Origin of the sequence: Luteibacter sp., from assembly GCF_009912395.1 — a bacterium.
Classification (GTDB): Bacteria; Pseudomonadota; Gammaproteobacteria; order Xanthomonadales; family Rhodanobacteraceae; genus Luteibacter.
Map to the genome: position 1 here is coordinate 364,444 of NZ_WNDO01000002.1, position 19,068 is coordinate 383,511.

Sequence of the window (19,068 nt, forward strand, 5' to 3'; positions counted from 1 at the left end):
AGGCCGCCTGGACTGGCCCTCCGTCGTATGGGCGGAGGGCCGTCGTCGTCGCATGATCTTGCTACCGTCGCACGCGGGATCGCCATGAACGCCCAGGTCGCCACGCCCATCTGGCAGGGTACGCCCAGCCGCCTTCCTTTCGTGCGGGCCTTGCAGGAAGCTCGCTATGCACGTCGGTTCTTCGCGCATACGGCGCTGACGCACCATATCTATCGCGGCGTGTTCGCCTCGTTCGACGAGGCGCAGGCCAGCATCCCCACCGAGCGGACCAGCGGGTACGACAACGCGGATTCCGCCGAGCTTTACCGTGAGCGTACGCGCCGCGTCTTCATCAACGATTACCCGATGATCCATTGGCTTGGCCGCTTCTTCGCAGAGGGCGCACGGGGTGTCTTCGACGTGGGCGGCCACATCGGCATCGCGTACTACGCCTATCGCCGATACCTGGACTACCCGCCCGAGCTGCGCTGGACGGTGCTGGACGTGCCGGCGGTGAATGCGGCAGGCGCGCATTGGGCACGAGAGCACGACACCTGGGGGCAACTGGGGTTCGCCAGCGACATCGTTGGAGCCTCCGGCGTGGACGTGCTTTTCGCCGCGGGCTCCCTGCAATACCTTCGGGTGACCCTGGCTGAAGCACTGGCCACGCTTGCCGACAAGCCTCGCTATCTTTTGCTCAATTCCGTACCGGTACACATGCGCGAGTCGTATTTCACCGTGCAGAACATCGGCGTGGCCTGCTGCCCGTACCGGGTGACGGCGGAACGGGACTTCCTCGGTGGCCTGGCGGCACTGGGGTACCGCCTGCAAGACCGCTGGGAGAATCCCCAGCGGCACTGCACCATTCCGTTCCATCCCGACCTGTCGCTCGACCGTTACTTCGGCTTCGCCTTCCGCCGCGACGATTGATCCTCCCGGCGCCGCTCCATCCAGTCGTACAGCACGGGCAGCAGCACCAGCGTGAGCAGCGTGGAGGTGATGAGGCCGCCGACCACCACGGTCGCGAGGGGGCGCTGGGTTTCCGCACCCACGCCCGACGACAGCAGCATCGGCACCAGGCCGAGGATCGCGACGCTGGCCGTCATCAGCACGGGCCGCAGGCGCAGTGCGGTGCCACGGATCACGGCTTCACGCACGCCAAGACCGGCCTGCCGTTGTTCGTTGAGGAAGCTCACCAGCACGATGCCGTTGAGCATCGCCACGCCGAACACGGCGATGAAGCCGATGGCCGATGGCACGGAAAGGTACTGCCCGGTGAGGAACAGACCGACCACGCCGCCAATCACCGCGAAGGGCACGTTGGCGAGGATCAGGCCCGCATAGCGCACGGAATTGAACGCCGTATAGAGCAGCACGAAGATGAAGAAGATCGTGGCCGGCACGATCAGCGAGAGCCGCTTCAGCGCGCGCTGCTGGTTTTCGAACGCGCCGCCCCATTCGGTGTAGTAGCCCGTGGGCATCGTCAGTTCCTTCGCGATGCGGTCATTGGCTTCCTGCACGAAGCCGTCGATGTCGCGGCCGCGCACGTCCATCTGGATGACGGCATAGCGTTGCAGCGATTCACGGCGGATGAAGGAATAGCCCTCCGCCTCGCTGACCTTCGCCACTTGGTCCAGTTGCACCAGCGCGCCGGTTGGCGTGCGGATCGGGATGCGCCGGATGGCGGTGAGCGACACCTTGTTCGCATCGTCCAGGCGCACCGTCATATCGAAGCGACGGATACCGTCGAGCAGGGTGCTCACGGCCTCGCCACCGATGCCGTTGCGGACGAAGGTCAGCACGTCGTCGGCGTTCAGGCCGTACCGGGACAGTGCCTCGCGATCCACCTCGATGCGCAGCTGCGGCTTGCCAATGTTGGCTTCCAGGGCGAGGTCGGCTACGCCGGGCACCTGGGCCAGCACGTCCTTGATCTTGCCGCTCAGGCGATCCAGTTCACCGAGATCGTCGCCGTAGATCTTCAGCGCGAGCGTGGCGCGCACGCCGGAGATCAGTTCCTCGATGCGCATCTGGATCGGCTGGGTGTAGCTGACCACCGCCGTCGGCAACGCGTCGGACAGTTCCTTCTGCATGTCCGCCTCGATGGATTCCAGGGTCTGGCCGCTGCGCCAGGTGGATTTGGGCTTGAGCGGTGTGTAGACCTCCATGTAGTTCACGTCCGCCGTCTCGCCCTTTTCGGCGCGGCCGATCATCGCCAGCGTGGTATCCACTTCGGGAAACTTCGCCTTGATCCGCTCGGCGACCTGGCGCGACAGATCGATGGACTCCTCCAGCGAGGCCGAGGGAATCGACGTGATGCGCCACATGATGGCGCCCTCGCGCAGGTTGGGCATGAACTCCTTGCCGAGGAAGGGGAACAGGGCAAGCGCGCCGACCAGTGCAGCCCCCGCCACGCCGATCACCGTGCGGCGATGGGCGAGGGCCCAACCCAGCAGGCGGCCGTAGCCCCGCTTGATCCAGGCCACCAGGCGCGTGTCCTTTTCTTGCTTGGGCTTGAGCAGCAACGCTGCCAGCACGGGAATCAGGGTGAGCGCGAGGATCAGCGAGCCGGCCATGGCGAAGCTGATGTTGAAGGCCATGGGCTTGAACATCTTGTCTTCGAGGCCTTGCAGACTGAACAGCGGCAGGAAGACCACGATGATGATGAGGATCGCGAAGGCGATGGGATTGGCCACCTCGCGCGCGGCTTCGAGCACGGCGGCCGTGCGGTCGACCTGTTCGCCGTGCGCCTTGCGTTCGGCCATGATGCGGAAGGCGTTCTCGACCATCACCACCGCGCCATCCACCATCATGCCGATGCCGATCGCGAGGCCCGCCAGCGACATTAGGTTGGCGGAGAGGCCGGCCTGGTCCATGCAGATGAAGGCGATCAGCATCGCCAGCGGCAAGGTCACCACCACGACGAGCGCGCTGCGCAGTTCGCCCAGGAACAGGAACAGCACCACGGCAACGAGTATCGAGCCTTCGACGAGGGCGCGCACGGCGGTGCCGACGGCGGCGTCGACCAGTTCCGTTCGCTCGTACACCGGCTTGATCTCGACACCCTTGGGCAGGGTCCGTTTCACGGTGTCGAGCTTGGCCTTCACGGCATCGACCACGCTTTTGGCGTTCTCGCCGATGCGGGCGAGGGCCTGGCCCATCACCACTTCCTTGCCGTCGCGGGTGACGGCGCCGGTGCGCGGCGCGCCGGCTTCCGTGACGCTCGCCACGTCACGCACGTAGATGGGCGTGCCGTCTTCCGTCTTCAGTACGATGTTGCCGATGTCGCGTGCGTCGCGAACGAGGCCCAGGCCACGCACGAGGTATTGCTCGCGGCCCACGTCGATGAAGTTGCCGCCGACCTGTGCGTTGTTAGCTTCCAGCGCCTGCATCACGTCCTTGAACGAGAGGTCGTGCGCGATGAGCTTCATCGGGTCGACCTTCACCTGGTACTGCTTCTCCTGGCCGCCCCAGGAGGTGACATCATCCACACCGGGGGCCGTGCGCAGGATGAGGCGCACGGTCCAATCCTGGAGCGTGCGCAGATCCATGTCGGAGGGCGCGTTCTTCAATGTTTCGTCCGCGCGCTCCACGGTGTACCAGAACACCTGGCCCAGGCCGGACGTGTTCGGGCCCATTTCCGGTTTGCCGTAGCCGGCGGGGAGGCGGTCGCCCACCTGTTGCAGGCGCTCGTTCACCAGTTGCCGGGCGAAATAGATGTCCATGTCGTCGGCGAAATAGACCGACACGTAAGACAGGCCGAACAGGCTCACGGAGCGGATCTGCTCGACCTTGGGCAGGCCGGCCAGCGCCGATTCCACGGGCGTGGTCAGCAGTTGTTCCACGTCCTCGGCGGCGAGGCCGCGGGCCTCCGTGTAGACGTTCACCTGTACGGGAGTGACATCGGGGAAGGCGTCGATGGGCAGGCGGCGCACCGCCTGGAAGCCGAGGAAGCCGATCACCACGAAGACGATCAGCACCAGCACCTTGTACTTGAGGGAGAGGGCGACGAGGCGTTGCAGCATCACTCTTCTCCCAGCTGCGAACGCAGGATGCGGGCCTTGAGCGCGAAGGCGCCCTTGCGCACGTAGGTGGTGCCGGAGGAGAGGCCTTGCGTGATGGCGGTCCAGCCGTCACGGGTTTCGCCCGTCTCGACCGGAGCGGCTTCGAACGGGCCGTCCTTCGTCTTGCGGACGAACACGGTCGGCTGGTTCTGCAAGAGCACGATGGCTTCGGCGGGCACGGCGAGCTGACGGGTGTCCTTGCCGATGGCGATGCGCGTCTCGACCAGTTCGTCGGGATGCAGCAGGTCTTTCCGGTTGTCGACACGAACGCGGACAGGGACGGTGCGCGTCTTCTCGTCGGTCTGGTGCGAGCGCTGGATCACCTTGCCGGGCAGCTCGTTGCCGTGGGCCAGGACGGTGACGGCATCGCCTTCCTTTACTTCCTCGGCAGCAGCGGGAGCGAGGCGAGCCTCTACCCAGACGGTGTCTTCGGTGACCAGGGTGAACAGCGTCTGCCCGGGCTCCACACGCTGGCCGACCAGGAAGTCGTCGGTGGTGACGCGGCCGGCGCTCGGGGCGAGCAGTTCGAAGCTACCGTCGGCGGCCGAGGAGCCGCGCTTGACGACACGCGACACCTGCCCGTCGGACAGACCATAGGCGCGGAGTTTGGCCCGAGCCTGGTCGCGCGCGACAAGCGCTTCGTTGTAGCGACGGGCGGACACAGCCTGTTCGCCGAGCACGGACACGCGGTTCCAGTCCTGGCTGGCGACGATCAGCTGTCCCTGGGTCTCGGCGACGTCGACGCGCGGTGAGACGAGCACGGTGGAATAGGCGTCCACTTTTACTTCGCCCGGGGCATTGAGTCGGTCGGTGACCGTGCGGTCGGTGAGCGTGTCGAGGACGATGCCGGCGTCGCGGATCGCCGCGGCGTCCAGGCGTAACGGATTGGATGGCGATGCTTCCTCGGCGAGGGCCGGAAAGACCGCGATGGACAGGGCGAGGCCAAGCAGGTGGCGGCGGAACGTTTTCATCGGGAAGCATCCTGTGGTCGACCGTCGATCCAGTCGGTGAGGCGGCCGGCGGCGGCGAGGTAATCGAACCAGGCCTGCCAGGTCTGGCTTTCCAGCGCGAGGCCGGACAGTGCGGTGTCGAGGCTCTGCTTGAGCTGCACGAGGTAGTCGGACGTGCCGATCTCGCCGGATTGCCACAGGCGCTCCAATGTCTTGGCGCGATCTTCGAAGGCGCTGGCACGTCCACGTCGGAAGGCTTCGCTGGCGTTGCGCAGGGCGTCGTAGCTGAGGGCGTTCTGGCGCAGCGTGGCGTCAATTCGCAGACGGGTGGCCCGGCCGTTCGCATAGGCGGCGTCGGCATCCGCGCGTGCGGCCTCGATATCCGCGCGACCGGTGTTCAACACGGGCAGGGGAATGGACACGCTGACGCCGATGACGCGGTCGGTGCGAGGGCCGCTGCGCACCTGTCCACCCGTCAGGCTGAAGGTCGGGTCGGGCAGGCGCGCGCGACGGGCCACGGTGACGCCGGCTTCCGCACGCTCCTGTTCGGCGCGGGCCTGGAGAAGCTCCGGGCGGTCGTCGGCGGAGAGCGCATGTACGGTGTCGGAGCCCGGCGGAAGTTCGGGCGGCAACGCGGGCAGGCGGCGATCGTCGCCGCCGAGGGCGGTCAGCGCGGCGAGGGCGCTGGCCTGTTGGCCTTCCAGCGCGGCTTGCTGTACCTGTGCCTCGCCGAGGGCCAGGCCGGCCAGGTCACGTTCCGGGCTGCTGATGTCGCCGACGGCGAGCCGTTTCGCCGCGAGTTCGTCGAAGCGGCGCATGAGTTCGACGCGCTTGCGGCCGAGGTCGCCCTGGGCGCTGGCGAGGATGGCACCTGACCAGGCCTTCAACCACTGCGCCGCGATATCCCGGCGTTGCAAGGTGTAGGCCGCTTCTTGCGCGCGGACCCCGGCGTCGCTTTCCGCCATGCGTGCGCGGCGCTTGCCGGTGACGTCGATCGCGAGACTCGCGCCGGCGGTGCGCCGATCGACATCCGCGTTTTCTCCGTCGAGGTTGAGGGCGGGGTTGTACACCGGCTGGGCGGCGGCACGCGCACGGGCGCGGGCGGCTTCCAGTTCGGCGTTGGCGGCCTGCACCTGGGGGCTGGCCGCCCACAGGTCGCGCACCGCATCGCGCAGGGGGACGGGCGCGACGGTCTCGGCCGAGGCGGTCGCGGCCAGGAGCACGCACACGGCGCCCAGGGCCGCGTTACGCAGCTGGAACATGGGGGGATTCTCCCGAAAGCGATCACAGGGCGACGCAACCGCGCAGGCGGTCGTCGTCGATCAACGCGAGGCGATCAGGCGATGGGAGGGCGTAGCGGGGAGCGCTGGAAATGCGGCGCAGGCGTGGCGGGCAACGCGATGCGCGGTTGCGCGGACGGCATGGCCGCGAGGATCGGTTGGAAATAGGCGGGCATGGCGACCGTATGCGCGCAGGCGCAATGGCAGCCCTTGCCTTCGTTGAGTACGCAGATGTCGCCATCGTCGTCCGCCACGGCGCTCATGGTCGGCGTGTCGCCGATAAGCGTGGCGAGCGGGCGGGGGCCGTCGAGCACGCAGAATGTGCTCATCGCCACCTTGAACAACATCACGGCCAACGCAAGCACCCACACGCCGCGATGGCGGCGCAGTCGGGTGAGCAGGCGTGGCGGGGAAGTGGACATGGTGCGTGATGCTAGGGATCGTGGGGGCTGTTAGACAATCTCATTGGCGAAAAGCCGATGTGGCGCCCTCGCGGTGCTGGTGGACCGGGGCGCTGGGTTCCTGTTTTCACAGGAACGACGAGGGTGAGGCAATCGTCGTTCCTGCGCACGCAGGAACCCAGTGCGATGCAATCGGTCTTCGCGACGACTCACCCATCCAGCACGCCAGGCCGTCCCGCCTCCACATGAAACCGCTTCGTCGTCGTACATGCCGCGTCGTGCGTGTCGATCGCGGCCATCGAACGAGTCTGCACGTCCATGCCGTCATGCCGCAGTTCGAAAGTGAGATAACCACGATGGACGCTGTCGCCGAAACGGGCATGCGGATTGAAACCGATTTTCGCGTCGAGCGTCGCTTGCGGCATGCCCGGCGACGTAAGCGAGGTGCCGACGAATTCGCTGCCGATGGTGACGGACTCGGGCTTCGCGTAGTCCGCCTTCATGTCGCAGGCGATCGTGCAGTGGTAATCGCCGCCGATCACGACGGGATTCTCCACGCGATGCTTGCGAATACTCTGGATGAGACGATCCCGCGCACCGGGGTAACCATCCCAGGCATCGGTGAAGAACTCCGGCCCGTTCTTTCCTGGGCTAGGCAATGGCGACACGAGGCTTTCCTGCACCACCACGTTCCAGCGCGCCTTCGAGGCGCCAAGCTGCCGATCGAACCATGCCTCCTGCTCGCCGCCAAGGATGGTCCGCTTCTTGTCGAGCCGCCCCGGACACGCCGCATCCGTAGCCTCGAAATTGCTGCCCCCCATCCCATCGTGGGAACAGACCTCCGGGTCGCGATGCTGCCGATCCTCCAGCACATGGAAACGGGCGAGATCGCCATATCCTGTCGACCCGTAAAGTTGCAGGCGCCGCTGCGGCAACAGCGCCTCCATGGGCAGCGGCTGATGTTCGAACCATGCCTGCAATCCGTTGCCGCGCCGTTCGGGAAAGTTCGGGTCGAGGTCTTCGCCCACGTCGCCCGCCCAGTCGTTCATCACGTCGTGGTCGTCGATGGTGAGCAGCCAGGGCACCGCCTGGTGCATGGCGGTGAGGTCCGCGTCGAGCTTGTATTGCGCGTAGCGATTTCGGTACGCGTCCAGCGAATACGGCTCGGGTGCCGCGTGCTGGCGCACGATGCCGTTATCGGCGTTGTACTCGTAGATGTAGTCGCCGACGAAGGCCACGAAATCGACATCGTCCTTCAGCATGTGCCGGTAGGCCGAGAAATAGCCGAACTCGAAGTGCTGGCAGGAGGCGAGCGCGAAACGCAGCCGGTCTACGTTCTGCCCGGGAGCGGGCAGGGTGCGGGTTCGTCCCGTCGGGCTGACTTCGTTGCCGACCAGGAAGCGATAAAAGTACCAACGCCCTGGCGCCAGCCCGGTGACGCTCACATGGGCGCTGTGGGCCAGTCCGGCCATCGCCATCCAGGTACCCGAACGCACCACGTTGCCGAACGCCTCGTCGGTGGCCACCTCCCAGCGTAGGGGCACCTGCTGGACACCCATGCCGCCGCCGTGGAGCGGGTCGGGGCAGAGTCGTGTCCACAGGACGAAGCCGTCGGCGGTTGGACTGCCCGAAGCCACGCCGAGCTTGAACGGGTAGTCGGAGAACAGCACTCGTCGCCCGGCCGCCTTTACGACGGGCGACAGCGAGGCCACCGCCGCCGCGAACAGGCCCGCTTTCAGGAGTCGACGGCGCGACGGGGAGAAAAGCAGGGACGACGCTTGCGATGGCTGGCGCATGGGGAGTAGGGTTTGCAATAGATGTTATAACATAACATTTCTGACGTCCCCACCGGAATATCCCCATGAACCCAGCCAACGCCATCGCCGCGGCCCGGCAGCCGCTTCCCGTCACCGTCCTGTCCGGCTTCCTCGGCGCCGGCAAGACCACCTTGCTCAACCACGTGCTGCGCAACCGCGAAGGCCGCCGCGTCGCGGTGATCGTCAACGACATGAGCGAGGTCAATATCGATGCCGGCCTCGTTCGCGAGGGCGGTGCGGAGCTGAGCCGTACCGACGAAAAACTCGTCGAATTCTCCAATGGCTGCATCTGCTGCACCCTGCGCGACGACCTGATGCAGGAAGTGCATCGCCTCGCCGCGGAAGGTCGCTTCGACTACCTGCTGATTGAATCCACCGGTATTTCCGAACCGCTTCCCGTGGCGGCGACGTTCCATGTCCGCGACGAACAGGGCTTCAGCCTGTCCGATCTTGCGCGTCTGGACACCATGGTCACCGTCGTCGATGGCCGTGCCTTCCTCGCGGACTACTGCTCGACCGATTCGCTCGCCGCACGCGGTGAAAGCAACGGCACCGACGATGGCCGCTCACTGGTGAACCTGCTCACCGAGCAGGTAGAGTTCGCGGACGTGATCGTGGTGAACAAGTGCGATCGCCTTGACAACCAGGAGCGCCATCAGTTGCACCGTGTCCTGCACGCTCTCAACCGCGACGCGAAGATCGTGGACGCGTCCTTCGGGGAAGTGTCGCTCGACGCGGTGCTCGACACCGGCCTGTTCGACTACGAGAAGGCACAGCAGGCGCCGGGCTGGGTGAAGGAGCTGATGGGCGAGCACACCCCGGAGACGGAGGAGTACGGCATCACCAGCTTCGTCTACCGTAGTTCGCGTCCTTTCCATCCCGCCCGCCTGCAGGATTTGCTCCTGCGTGGCATGCCGGGCGTGCTGCGCGCGAAGGGCTATTTCTGGCTGGCGACGCGCATGGACTGGGTCGGCAACCTTGCGGTGGCCGGCGGTTCGACGGAAACCGGGCCGGCAGGTCATTGGTGGGCGTCGCGTCGCCGCGTGCGCGCGGGTGCGCTGCGGCGTCCGTTCCGTCTCGACGACCTTCGCGTGCCGCCGCCCGATCCGGCGGAGCTGCCGAGCCCGGAACAGCGTCGCGCCTTGCTCGATGTCTGGCATCCGCGCTATGGCGACCGTCGCCAGGAACTGGTGCTGATTGGCGTGGACCTACCCGAGGCGGATGTCCGCCGTGCGCTGGACGCCTGCCTGCTCACCGATGATGAGATGGTGCGCGGTCCGGTCGCATGGCAAGGCCTGCCCGATGTGTTCCCGCGCTGGGCGCGGGACTGAGGCGGCATGCGGAGGCGGCGGGCGGCGTGGTGGTCGGCGGGTGTCTTGATACTGCTGGTGGTGGCGGCCGTCGTCCTTTGGCCGCGCCATGGTTCGGTAAAGACGCCAACCCCTCTGCCACCGCCAGCACCGCCACCGGTGACGATCGAGGCACAGGGCCCGGCGACCACGCATCTGGGCGAATTACTCGATGACGTCGAGGGCTTCGCCGAGGACGCGACCTATCTCGTCGCCGCCTCGGTCTACGCCCGCTGCCATCCCGAGCACGCGCATGAACTCGGGCGCATGGCAGCCCGTGCGCGCCTGCCGGTCCTGACCGGGGCCGGACAGGCGCTGGGTGAGGACGACGAGGCGCGCCGGGCCTTCCTCGGCCAGGTACGCGATCTCGCCACGCGTGCGCCCTGCGGTAACCCATTTACGGTCGTGATCGGGGCGTTCCGTCGCACGATCGACGCCGATGCCTATGCGCGAGCCTTTCCCGACAGTTACTTCGACGCGACCCTGACGGCGCCGCCCATGGATGCCGCCGACCGCTCGCTGGCCGAGCGCGCGACCGACCAGTGCGGCAGCGTCGTCTACGCCGTGCTGCCGTTGGACCAGCCGTATGCCTGGCAATGCACGGGCTTGCGGGCCCAGGCGCGGGCGAGGGTGCTGGCGCTGTGCCATGCATCAACCGATGCGGTGGATGCGGGGGCGATGAAGATCCGCGACGAGGTTAACCGGCTGCCAGCGACTTGCCGCTAGGCACGGCCCGCGAGGCCGTCCGGATGTCGTCGAGCAGCGGCGCGATGGCCTCGGCGTCGCCCAGGGAGCGGAGCACGCTGCGGAGTGAACGCAGGTCCTGGCGCGCCCCGAGCGCATCCGACAAGGTGGACATCCGATCCTGCGCCGCCTTGTCCTGATGGGCGCGATGGTGGGCGGAACGGCCGGTGGCCTTCAATGCCTTGCGCCAGAAATCGAACTGCATGCGCAGCCGGCGGGCACGTCGTCACCAGCGGTGCAGGTTGCCCGTGGTGGCCTGGGTGGCCGCCTTGCCCCCAGCCTTGGCGACCCGGCGCTCGGAGCGGGCCAGCGCGCGCTCGATGTCGGGGCGTTCCACGGTGTCCCAGGGCAGTGCGGTGATGGCCGCGCCGATCGCCGCGAGTCGCTGACGCCGTTTCCCGAAGCCGGGATCCTTGCGCAGGGCCTCGTCGAGCATGGCGTCGCGTCGTGCTTCCAGCCAGGCGATAGCCGTGCTCCAGCGCTCCGAGGGCGACTCGCCGCCCACGTGACGGGCGATGGTGACCGCCACGTGGGCGTCGCGCAGGGTGGACAGGCTGCTGGCCAGCCGGGTCAAGCCTCGCACGATCGGTTCGCGATTCGCGTCGAATCGCTCGCCACCCAGGTCGAGCAGGCTTTTCAGGCGCCGGAGCGATTTCCGGGCTTCGTGGACGCCGGTGTGTCGGTCCCCGTCATCACCCAGCGATCGCAGTGCCCGGCGGGCTTCACGCGTGGTCAGATCGGCCAGGGCGGCGGCTAGCGATGGCTTGGGCGTCGTCATGGGCGCCATTCATAGCACGGCAATCCGGCAAAAATGACACTTGTTCGTCATATTCGCTTGTTACCTGTGAGGTTCTCACGGGTGGAGGCGATGCCATGAACAGCACGGTCCTGAGTGAAGGTCTTCCCGGGTCGCCCCGGAGCCGGCTGGCAAGCCTGGCGGTGTTCGGGGGCTTGATGCTGGCGGCCTTGTTCTACGTCGGCTCGCAGCTGGGCCACGACCTGAACGACGCACCGGCCAGTCCCGCCTTCGAATACGTCCTGTTGGGCGTCGCTTTGTTGATCGCGCTGGGGTTCGAGTTCGTCAACGGCTTCCATGACACGGCCAATGCAGTCGCCACGGTGATCTACACGCGCTCGCTGCCCGCGAGTTTCGCGGTGGTGTGGTCGGGCGGCTGGAATTTCTTGGGCGTGCTGGTCTCCAGCGGTGCCGTCGCCTATGCGGTGCTGCAGTTGCTGCCCATCTCGCTGGTGCTCAACGCGGGATCGTCGGTCGGCTTCGCGATGGTCTTCGCGCTGCTGCTCGCCGCGATCGTGTGGAATCTCGGCACCTGGTACCTGGGCCTGCCATCGTCCAGTTCGCACACGCTGATCGGCTCGATCATCGGCGTGGGCCTCATGAACCAGATGATGCAGGCGGGCGACGCCAACGCCGCCGTCGACTGGAGCCAGGCCCTGAGCGTCGGCAAGTCGTTGCTGTTTTCGCCCCTGATCGGTTTCGGTCTGGCCTTCGGTTTGCTGATGCTGCTGAAGGCGCTGGTCCGCGCGCCAGAACTCTATGCCGAGCCGCATGGCGATCGCCCGCCGCCGTTCTGGGTGCGCTGCCTGCTGATCCTGACCTGCACGGGCGTGTCGTTCGCGCACGGTTCCAATAACGGCCAGAAGGGCATGGGCCTGATCATGTTGATCCTGATCGGTACCGTGCCGAGCGCCTATGCCTTGAACAAGGCGGTGACGCCAGGCGAGACGCAGAGCTTCGTCTCCGTCGCCCACCATGCGAGCGAGACGCTGGCGCGTTACGCGAACGGCGCGTCGCCGGTGGCATCGCCGCGTGCGGAGATCGAGCACTACATCCAGTTGCACCAGGCGACGCCGGCCACGGTGATGGCCCTGCGCCAGCTTACCGACACGATCGGCCAGCAAGTGGCCCATCGTCCGACGTTGGCGGATGTGCCGCAGCATGAGGTCAACAACGTGCGCAACAGCATGTACCTCGCTTCCGAGACGCTGCGGCTCATGGCCAAGAACGGACAGCCGTCCTTCAGCGAGGAAGACAAGGCCGTGCTGGACAACTATCACGGCCTGCTCGACAAGGCGACGAAGTTCATTCCCACCTGGGTGAAGGTCGCGGTGGCGATCGCGCTCGGCCTGGGCACCATGGTGGGTTGGCGTCGCATTGTCCGTACCGTGGGCGAGCGCATCGGCAAGCAGCACCTCACTTATGCGCAGGGTGCATCCGCCGAGGTGGTGGCGATGCTGACCATCGGCGCGGCGGACCGTTTCGGCCTGCCGGTAAGCACCACGCACGTGCTGTCCTCGGGCGTGGCGGGCGCCATGGTGGCGAACGGGTCGGGGCTGCAATGGGGCACCGTCCGCGCCATGCTCATGGCCTGGGTGCTGACTCTTCCGGCCTCGATCGCCCTGGCGGCGGGACTGTTCTGGCTGTTGCGGCACGTTTTCTGAGGAAACGGGCCGAATTTGTCAGGCCCTTCCGTGGGATGAGATCATTCGTGCCGATGACGGGGCACCCCCGTACGGCCCCGCGTCCCCACGCGGACCCCACGCAGAACCGGACGACGATGCTCAGCTGGCGGAACCACCCCGTAATGGACGACGGACTGTCGCTGGTCGACGCCGTGCGCGCAGGCGATCACGAGGAAGCCCGGTTCCTCTCCGGTCGGGTGCTGGAACAGGCCGAAGAGGCCGGTTTCGACCACGTCGCCTCCGCCGTGCTGGCGCTGGCACCCTGTGTCGACGGCAGCGCTGGTCGACTGGCACCCACGGGCCTGGCGTCGCTCAACCTTCTGGCCGCCTTGCTCGACGTGCAGACGGGGTTTTCCGCCAGGGCCTGAGGCCGTTAATCCGGCCGGGGCATGCCGGTGAGTGACAGCAGGTCTCGCTCCACCGTGGCGCAGTAACGCTCCAGTGGGAGATCGTTCGGCAGCGTGTCGAACGGGTCTTCGATCTGGTCGCCCAGCGCGTCCAGCCCGAAGAAGGTGTAGGCGAGCACGCCCACCACCAGCGGCGTGAACCAGCCCATCAGGCCCACCAGGCAAAACGGCAGCAGGAAGCAATAGATGTGCACCGTCCGGTGCAGCAGCAGGATGTAGGCGTAGGGGATCGGCGTGCCCTGGATGCGCTCGCAGCCGGCAAGCACATGGGACAGCTTGCTCAGCTCGGTGTCGATGGACGACAGCAGGATTGGGTCCACCTTCTGCGTACGCGCTGCCGAGGCATAGGCGATGCCAGCCTGGGCAAGCAGGGCGCTGGGACGGTTCGGCGCCGCGAGCGTGGCGTCCTGTTCGGATGGGGTAAGCCAGCGCGCGAGTTCCTCGGCGGGGTCGCTGTTACGCAGATGGTGTCGCAGCGCGTGCGCGAAGGCGATCAGTCGCCCTGTCAGCGACGCCCGTTCGCCGGCCGAGGTTTCAGGCAGGAAGGCGAGCGTCTGCCGCGCGAGGTTGCGCATCACGTAGATCATTTCGCCCCACAACGTGCGGGCGTCCCACCAACGCTGGTAGGCGACCGTGTTGCGGAAGCCCAGGAAAATCGCGAGCGTGAGGCCCATCAAGGTGAGGGGCGCCGCGTTGAGGCCGATATGCAGCGCAACGAAATGCCTGTCGACCAGGATGACCGCGATGGATAGCGCCACGGTGTAGAGCACGCGCTTCCAGATGACCGGAACGATCGAGCCGTTGAGCGCGAAGAGCAGGGAGGCGACGGTGGGCGTGCGTGAGCGTGTGGGCATGGGGCTGGCCGTGACGGAGAGGATTATTCCGTCGGCGTCGGATCGTCCGTGCTCTTGCGCCGACGGCGCGGCTTGACGTCGGTGGCAAGCAGACCCTGGAGATAGGCGATGCCTTCCTCCTCGGGGAACCATGCGACCACATCGGCCACGCTAAGATTGTAGCGCACGCGCAGGGCCTCGAATTCCTCCCGGGCGCCCGCGAGCGGATCAACCTTCTTCGGGCGACCACGCGGCTTGGGCTCGGGTTTGACCTGGGGCTCGGGCTTGGCCTTGGGCTTCGGCTCGGGCAGGCGATCGGCGATTTGTCGATCGAGGGCGGCAAGTTCATCCTGGAATTGCCGGAAATCGTATTTACCGGACGAGTTCATCGCTAATGGCTAAGGCGCTGAAAGGTCCCCATTGTCGCATGGATTTGGCTATTCCAAATTGAGAATTTCGCCCTGAAAAGCCGATCAGGCGTGTCGGAAGGTCACCACGAGCACATCGCGGTGCGATGCCAGGGCAGGATCCAGCGGGGTGACGGGGGTGACACCGTGGAACACCCGGGGGTCGTGGATCAGGGCGGCATCGAACGGCCGGGCCAGCGTGAATTCGCCCAGGGAGCGACCGTCGGGTGCATGGATGGTGGTGGTGCCGCTGGCGATGTTTTCGCGATCGACCAGCAGGACGAGCACGTAATCGACGCCATCGCGGTGGCTGCCTTCCGGCGTGGGCTCGCCGGCCGCGCCGGCGGTGGCCTCGATGCGGAACTGGTGCACCTCGATATGCCAGTGGGCGATCTCCGGCGACAGGCTGCCGAAGAATTCCCGGCAGTAGTCGAGGATGGCGTGCATGCTGGCGCTGTCCGCGATCTCGGGCAGCACGGGTTCGAACCAGCGCGCGATGTCGCCCTGGAGGGTGTTGTAGGCCAGGGTCTGGAAATGCGCCTGGTGCGGCTGGCGCTCGATGTGACCGGCGCGGCTTGCGTAAACCGCGTGGCGGCGACGGCGGAAACGTCCCGTGGCGGCCAGGTAGGTGTCCGGTTCCAGCGCGTTCCAACTGGCGGCGAAGGCCGGCCAGTCAGACATCGCATGGGTGTGTTCGAACAGCCGGCGCATGTCGTCGCCATGGACGAAGGCGAAGCCCTCGTCCCGTACCTGGTCGTGGAGGGTCGTTTCGGTCGCTTCGAGGGGGGCGTTCATCGCCGCAGTATACGTCCGCGCGAGGCCCGACGGGACTGCGGCAAACAGCCTCCCGCTCTTGTAGGAGCGCGCTTGCGCGCGATCCGCTTCGCGATATCGCCGGGTTGTCGCCTCGACGCGAGCACCCATCGCGCGCAAGCGCGCTCCTACGGGGCCTGCAACGGCTGCGGCTTGTCCAGCGCCTTCAGCAATCCGGCGTCGCGCTGGTAGACGTCCTGCTTGAACGCGAGTTTCCCGTCGTCGCCGATGTCCACCGTCCAGTAGGCCAGCAACACCGGCACCGCGGTCGGCAGGGTGACGTTTTGCGTCTTGCCCGTGGCAATGCGTTCGTCGATCGCCTCGCGACTCCATTTCTGGTCGTCGTTGAAAAGCAGTTGCACCAGGTCGAGCGGATGTTCCACGCGGATGCAGCCGGAACTGGTGTCGCGCTTGACCCGGGCGAACAGTTCCTGGTGCGGCGTATCGTGCAGGTATACGGCGAAGGAATTGGGGAAGCGGATCACCACCTGACCCAGCGAATTGCCGGGACCGGCGTCCTGGCGCAGCGTGATGCCGCGTGGGTTGGCCCAGTCGACGTTGGCGGGCGAAAGGGTGTTGCCGCCGCTGTCCAGCACGCGGATGCGGTTGGCGGCGAGGTAGCCCGGATTACGCCGTATCTTCGGCAGCATGTCGTTCTTCAGGATCGTCGGCGGCACTGTCCAGGTGGGATTGAACGTGACGTAGGTGATCTGCGAGCGGAAGATGGGCGTGCTGCGATAGGGCTTGCCGACCTGTACGCGCGAGCGCCATACCGGCTGTCCGTCGCGATAGAAGCTGATCTTGTAGCCGGCCACGTCGACCACGACGAAGGTGCCCTGCAGCGAATGCAGCAGCCAGCGCGCGCGCTCCAGGTTGACGCGCACCTGGCCGATGCGTGCCTCCACCGGCACGTTCAGCGCGGTGAGCGTGTCGGCGCCGACGCTGCCGTCGGTGTCGAGGTACTGATCGATCTGGAAACGCTTCACGGCGTCGGTGACCGCGTTGTCGAATGACTGGCCGTGGGCGAGCGTCGGGTCGAGATAGCCGTCGGCAACGAGCCGTGCGCGCAGCGCTTCCACCCGAGGGTCCTTCATGCCCGGCTTCAAGGTCGGGCCATCAGGCACGCTGGGCCAACCGCCATTGGCGGCAGTGGCGCGCAGTTGGACCAGCGCGTCGCGGAGTTTCGTGTAGAGCGGATTCTGCGGTCGGGCCATGCCGAAAGCCTGCTCGACGCTACGTTCCTCGATAGAGGACTCCAGCATGGACATGCCTTGCTGGGGATCGATAGCGGCTGGGTCGAAATTCCAGACGGGGTCCAGGCGCATCGGATCAACCTTGCCCCGGGCGAGCTGGACCAGCGCGGTGATGTACGCGCCGGTGGCTTCGATCTCGATCTCGGCGCGATGATCGGGCGGGGCCGTTTTCCAGTCGGGCGCCGAGAAGGCAGCCTTCAGCGCGCTGAGGTGGTAGTCCTCGGGCAGCAGGCCATCGCCGTCCGTGGACGCCAGGCCGGCAAGCAACTGGCGCACGTTTTCCTCGTCCGACCAGGCCGCCGTGTAGTGCCGTTGCGCGTAGAAATCGGAGATGGCCTTGCCCAGGGCGGCGTCCGAACGCGGCAGGGGGCCGCCTTGCATCGGCGTCATCCGCTGGATGCGGCCGTAGATCGCCTGCGCCACGGGATCGTCCGACGGCGGCTGCGGCAAGGCGCCGCTGGTGGCAGACGCGGGCTCGACGGCGACGATGGGCGGGGGAGACGCCGCGGATGCCGCGCCAGGAGGTGTCTGCGCGGCCGCCACCAAGGGCAGGGCGGCCGCGAGGACGAAGGCGGCAAGCGGGCCGCGAAATCGCTGTTCCATAGACATCATCGATCGTTCCTGGTTTTTTCTGCGCTGAGATGCACGCTCTTTCACATATATGAAAGGCTGCGATGTGACGGAATTGTGGTCAAGGAATGATCAGCACGTTAGGATCGACCGATGTCGTTTTCTCGGCTGGCCTGATGATTCGTCTGTTTCGTTCGTTCCTCGCCTGCGCGCCGCTACTGGGCGCCTCGATCTTCCTTCCCGCCACCGCCCACGCCGCCGATACGCTCGGCGAGGCCCTGGCCAAGCTCGCTCCCTCCGCCGACCCCAAGGTCATCAATCTCGCGGTGCAGGCTTCGGAATGCGCTCAGACGCAGAGCGGCGCGCCGTCCGACCGACTGGCGGTGATCGACTACTCCAAGCCGTCGTCGCAGCCGCGCCTGTGGGTCTTCGACGTGGTCCGGCGCAAGCTGCTGTTCCAGGAACTGGTCGCCCACGGCAAGAACAGCGGCGACGCCACGTCCACCCGTTTCTCCAACGCCCCGGAAAGCCTCGCTTCCAGCCTGGGCCTGTTCCGCACGTCCGACACCTACATGGGCAAGAACGGCTACTCGCTGCGCATGACCGGCCTGGAGCCGGGCACCAACGACCAGGCGCTCGCCCGGGCGATCGTCATCCACGGCGCCGCCTATGTGAACGAAGCCATGGCGCGTGTCGCCGGGCGCATCGGCCGTAGCTGGGGCTGCCCCGCCGTGCGCACCGCCATCGCGCACAAGCTGATCGACACCCTCAAGGGCGGCCAGATGGTGTTCTCCTACTATCCCGACAAGCGCTGGCTGGCGTCGTCGCCCTACCTCAAGTGCACCAGCAGCCAGCTGGCCAAGGCCGAGGCGCGTGTCGCCCCCCGTCCGGGCATCTGATTCCAGTCGCCGTTCCACGGGTTAGAATCCCCGGACCCTCACCGTGGAACCGAGCATGAAATACGTCGTTGCGTCCGTCGCCTGCCTCCTCATCGCCGGTTGCGCCACCAGCGGGATGAAAGACTCCCTGCCCAAGTTGAGCAGCAAGACGGGCAAGAGCGTCGCCGACTACGTGCAGTGCGTCGAGCCGAAGTGGCAGGCGATCTCCAAGGACGCCAAGGGCAGCGCCAAGGACGACAAGGGCGTTGTGACGTCCAACGATGACGGCAAGCACGAGCGCCTGGAAGTCACCGCCAACGGTTCCGGCGCCCAGGTCGTGATGTACGAACTGCAGAAGGGCAAGGGCGACTACGAAGGCCGCTTCCGCGAAGAAGCGATTTCCTGCCTCTGACGCCGTCGTCAGCTACGTGGACGCGCCTCCCGGGCGCGTTCCACGGCATCCAGCAACTGCGCCTTGTTGAAGGGCTTCTCCAGGAACACCGCCGATTTCGGGAACGGCGTGATGTCCTGGGGTAGCCGGCTCGACACCACCACCATCGCCGTGCCGGGCCGCTCCCGCAGCGCCGCCAGTAGCAAGGCGCTGCCCCGACGCTCGCCCGGGGTGTCGGCATGGACGACCAGCAGGTTCAGGTCGGTCATCTCGTGGAAGGCGTTCTTGGCGTCCCGGTAGGTCACCGTGAACCGGGTTTGATAGCCCGCGTCGTCCAGGACCATGGCCACGGTCTCGGCGACCATGGGCGCACGGTCGAAGACCAGCGCCGTGCGGGAAGGGGAGTGCTTGTTCATGCGGACAGTCTAGTCGGGGGATCGTCAGGTCGGCGCGA

Annotated in this window: 19 protein-coding genes; 7 read left to right on the forward strand and 12 right to left on the reverse strand. The window is 66.6% G+C overall.

Features of this window, described 5'->3' with window-relative positions; all coding sequences use genetic code 11:
- Positions 1–84: 84 nt before the first annotated feature.
- Positions 85–909, forward strand: a complete 825-nt coding sequence (locus GAK28_RS04125) for a TIGR04325 family methyltransferase (protein ID WP_291775426.1) — start codon at positions 85–87, stop codon at positions 907–909.
- On the opposite strand, the gene GAK28_RS04130 is transcribed toward GAK28_RS04125, so the two are convergent.
- The 5 genes from GAK28_RS04130 to GAK28_RS04150 form a co-directional block, all read right to left on the reverse strand.
- Entirely contained in the window at positions 876–4,001 is a 3,126-nt protein-coding gene (locus tag GAK28_RS04130; RefSeq protein WP_291775428.1) for a CusA/CzcA family heavy metal efflux RND transporter, read from the reverse strand. The genes GAK28_RS04125 and GAK28_RS04130 overlap by 34 nt on opposite strands.
- On the reverse strand, positions 4,001–5,011 hold the full coding sequence (locus GAK28_RS04135) for an efflux RND transporter periplasmic adaptor subunit (RefSeq protein ID WP_291775430.1): 1,011 nt from the start codon (positions 5,009–5,011) through the stop codon (positions 4,001–4,003). Before GAK28_RS04135 ends, GAK28_RS04130 begins: the two co-directional genes overlap by 1 nt.
- Positions 5,008–6,252, reverse strand: a complete 1,245-nt coding sequence (locus GAK28_RS04140; protein WP_291775433.1) for a TolC family protein — start codon at positions 6,250–6,252, stop codon at positions 5,008–5,010. The genes GAK28_RS04135 and GAK28_RS04140 overlap by 4 nt, the downstream gene beginning before the upstream one ends.
- Before the next feature lie 74 nt (positions 6,253–6,326).
- A complete protein-coding gene (locus GAK28_RS04145) occupies positions 6,327–6,692 on the reverse strand; it encodes a hypothetical protein (RefSeq protein ID WP_291775435.1) in 366 nt (121 codons plus the stop codon).
- Between the two features lie 188 nt (positions 6,693–6,880).
- Positions 6,881–8,467: an alkaline phosphatase D family protein gene (locus tag GAK28_RS04150; RefSeq protein WP_291775437.1), complete on the reverse strand. Its 1,587-nt coding sequence runs from the start codon at positions 8,465–8,467 to the stop codon at positions 6,881–6,883.
- A gap of 65 nt (positions 8,468–8,532) precedes the next feature.
- Between GAK28_RS04150 and GAK28_RS04155 the strand changes: the two genes are divergently transcribed.
- On the forward strand, positions 8,533–9,819 hold the full coding sequence (locus tag GAK28_RS04155; RefSeq protein WP_291775439.1) for a GTP-binding protein: 1,287 nt from the start codon (positions 8,533–8,535) through the stop codon (positions 9,817–9,819).
- A gap of 138 nt (positions 9,820–9,957) precedes the next feature.
- Entirely contained in the window at positions 9,958–10,563 is a 606-nt protein-coding gene (locus GAK28_RS04160) for a hypothetical protein (RefSeq protein ID WP_291775441.1), read from the forward strand.
- Here GAK28_RS04160 and GAK28_RS04165 read toward each other — a convergent pair.
- Positions 10,535–10,786: a hypothetical protein gene (locus tag GAK28_RS04165; RefSeq protein WP_291775444.1), complete on the reverse strand. Its 252-nt coding sequence runs from the start codon at positions 10,784–10,786 to the stop codon at positions 10,535–10,537. The genes GAK28_RS04160 and GAK28_RS04165 overlap by 29 nt on opposite strands.
- 21 nt (positions 10,787–10,807) lie before the next feature.
- Positions 10,808–11,359, reverse strand: coding sequence for a CHAD domain-containing protein (locus tag GAK28_RS04170; protein ID WP_291775447.1), 552 nt, complete (start codon positions 11,357–11,359; stop codon positions 10,808–10,810).
- Between the two features lie 95 nt (positions 11,360–11,454).
- Between GAK28_RS04170 and GAK28_RS04175 the strand changes: the two genes are divergently transcribed.
- Together GAK28_RS04175 and GAK28_RS04180 are read left to right on the forward strand one after the other, a co-directional pair.
- The gene (locus GAK28_RS04175) at positions 11,455–13,041 is read left to right on the forward strand and encodes an inorganic phosphate transporter (RefSeq protein ID WP_291775450.1); all 1,587 of its coding nucleotides are present in this window, start codon (positions 11,455–11,457) and stop codon (positions 13,039–13,041) included.
- Between the two features lie 143 nt (positions 13,042–13,184).
- Positions 13,185–13,430 carry a hypothetical protein gene (locus GAK28_RS04180; RefSeq protein ID WP_291775453.1) on the forward strand — a complete coding sequence of 82 codons (246 nt, stop codon included), beginning with the start codon at positions 13,185–13,187 and terminating at the stop codon, positions 13,428–13,430.
- Between the two features lie 5 nt (positions 13,431–13,435).
- On the opposite strand, the gene GAK28_RS04185 is transcribed toward GAK28_RS04180, so the two are convergent.
- From GAK28_RS04185 to GAK28_RS04200, 4 genes are all read right to left on the reverse strand, one after another.
- Complete coding sequence (locus tag GAK28_RS04185; RefSeq protein ID WP_291775456.1) at positions 13,436–14,323, reverse strand: bestrophin family protein; 888 nt, start codon at positions 14,321–14,323, stop codon at positions 13,436–13,438.
- Positions 14,324–14,346: 23 nt separating this feature from the next.
- Positions 14,347–14,691: a 2-hydroxyacyl-CoA dehydratase gene (locus GAK28_RS04190; protein WP_291775459.1), complete on the reverse strand. Its 345-nt coding sequence runs from the start codon at positions 14,689–14,691 to the stop codon at positions 14,347–14,349.
- Between the two features lie 84 nt (positions 14,692–14,775).
- On the reverse strand, positions 14,776–15,504 hold the full coding sequence (locus GAK28_RS04195) for a 2OG-Fe dioxygenase family protein (protein WP_291775462.1): 729 nt from the start codon (positions 15,502–15,504) through the stop codon (positions 14,776–14,778).
- Positions 15,505–15,650: 146 nt separating this feature from the next.
- Complete coding sequence (locus tag GAK28_RS04200) at positions 15,651–17,387, reverse strand: L,D-transpeptidase family protein (RefSeq protein ID WP_291775465.1); 1,737 nt, start codon at positions 17,385–17,387, stop codon at positions 15,651–15,653.
- Positions 17,388–17,473: 86 nt separating this feature from the next.
- Here GAK28_RS04200 and GAK28_RS04205 point away from each other — a divergent pair, with 86 nt between their 5' ends.
- Together GAK28_RS04205 and GAK28_RS04210 are read left to right on the forward strand one after the other, a co-directional pair.
- Complete coding sequence (locus GAK28_RS04205; protein WP_291775468.1) at positions 17,474–18,244, forward strand: murein L,D-transpeptidase catalytic domain family protein; 771 nt, start codon at positions 17,474–17,476, stop codon at positions 18,242–18,244.
- A 55-nt stretch (positions 18,245–18,299) separates the two neighbouring features.
- Positions 18,300–18,635: a hypothetical protein gene (locus GAK28_RS04210; RefSeq protein WP_291775471.1), complete on the forward strand. Its 336-nt coding sequence runs from the start codon at positions 18,300–18,302 to the stop codon at positions 18,633–18,635.
- A gap of 8 nt (positions 18,636–18,643) precedes the next feature.
- Here GAK28_RS04210 and GAK28_RS04215 read toward each other — a convergent pair whose 3' ends face one another.
- Positions 18,644–19,030, reverse strand: a complete 387-nt coding sequence (locus tag GAK28_RS04215) for a hypothetical protein (protein ID WP_291775474.1) — start codon at positions 19,028–19,030, stop codon at positions 18,644–18,646.
- Between the last annotated feature and the right edge of the window lie 38 nt (positions 19,031–19,068).

What these genes read in the sequence shown, in the direction of transcription:
- GAK28_RS04125 (WP_291775426.1), top strand. Translation starts at nt 85, where the DNA reads ATGAACGCCCAGGTCGCCACGCCCATCTGGCAGGGTACGCCCAGCCGC.
- GAK28_RS04130 (WP_291775428.1), bottom strand. Translation starts at nt 4,001, where the DNA reads ATGCTGCAACGCCTCGTCGCCCTCTCCCTCAAGTACAAGGTGCTGGTG.
- GAK28_RS04135 (WP_291775430.1), bottom strand. Translation starts at nt 5,011, where the DNA reads ATGAAAACGTTCCGCCGCCACCTGCTTGGCCTCGCCCTGTCCATCGCG.
- GAK28_RS04140 (WP_291775433.1), bottom strand. Translation starts at nt 6,252, where the DNA reads ATGTTCCAGCTGCGTAACGCGGCCCTGGGCGCCGTGTGCGTGCTCCTG.
- GAK28_RS04145 (WP_291775435.1), bottom strand. Translation starts at nt 6,692, where the DNA reads ATGTCCACTTCCCCGCCACGCCTGCTCACCCGACTGCGCCGCCATCGC.
- GAK28_RS04150 (WP_291775437.1), bottom strand. Translation starts at nt 8,467, where the DNA reads ATGCGCCAGCCATCGCAAGCGTCGTCCCTGCTTTTCTCCCCGTCGCGC.
- GAK28_RS04155 (WP_291775439.1), top strand. Translation starts at nt 8,533, where the DNA reads ATGAACCCAGCCAACGCCATCGCCGCGGCCCGGCAGCCGCTTCCCGTC.
- GAK28_RS04165 (WP_291775444.1), bottom strand. Translation starts at nt 10,786, where the DNA reads ATGCAGTTCGATTTCTGGCGCAAGGCATTGAAGGCCACCGGCCGTTCC.
- GAK28_RS04170 (WP_291775447.1), bottom strand. Translation starts at nt 11,359, where the DNA reads ATGACGACGCCCAAGCCATCGCTAGCCGCCGCCCTGGCCGATCTGACC.
- GAK28_RS04175 (WP_291775450.1), top strand. Translation starts at nt 11,455, where the DNA reads ATGAACAGCACGGTCCTGAGTGAAGGTCTTCCCGGGTCGCCCCGGAGC.
- GAK28_RS04180 (WP_291775453.1), top strand. Translation starts at nt 13,185, where the DNA reads ATGGACGACGGACTGTCGCTGGTCGACGCCGTGCGCGCAGGCGATCAC.
- GAK28_RS04185 (WP_291775456.1), bottom strand. Translation starts at nt 14,323, where the DNA reads ATGCCCACACGCTCACGCACGCCCACCGTCGCCTCCCTGCTCTTCGCG.
- GAK28_RS04190 (WP_291775459.1), bottom strand. Translation starts at nt 14,691, where the DNA reads ATGAACTCGTCCGGTAAATACGATTTCCGGCAATTCCAGGATGAACTT.
- GAK28_RS04195 (WP_291775462.1), bottom strand. Translation starts at nt 15,504, where the DNA reads ATGAACGCCCCCCTCGAAGCGACCGAAACGACCCTCCACGACCAGGTA.
- GAK28_RS04200 (WP_291775465.1), bottom strand. Translation starts at nt 17,387, where the DNA reads ATGATGTCTATGGAACAGCGATTTCGCGGCCCGCTTGCCGCCTTCGTC.
- GAK28_RS04205 (WP_291775468.1), top strand. Translation starts at nt 17,474, where the DNA reads ATGATCAGCACGTTAGGATCGACCGATGTCGTTTTCTCGGCTGGCCTG.
- GAK28_RS04210 (WP_291775471.1), top strand. Translation starts at nt 18,300, where the DNA reads ATGAAATACGTCGTTGCGTCCGTCGCCTGCCTCCTCATCGCCGGTTGC.
- GAK28_RS04215 (WP_291775474.1), bottom strand. Translation starts at nt 19,030, where the DNA reads ATGAACAAGCACTCCCCTTCCCGCACGGCGCTGGTCTTCGACCGTGCG.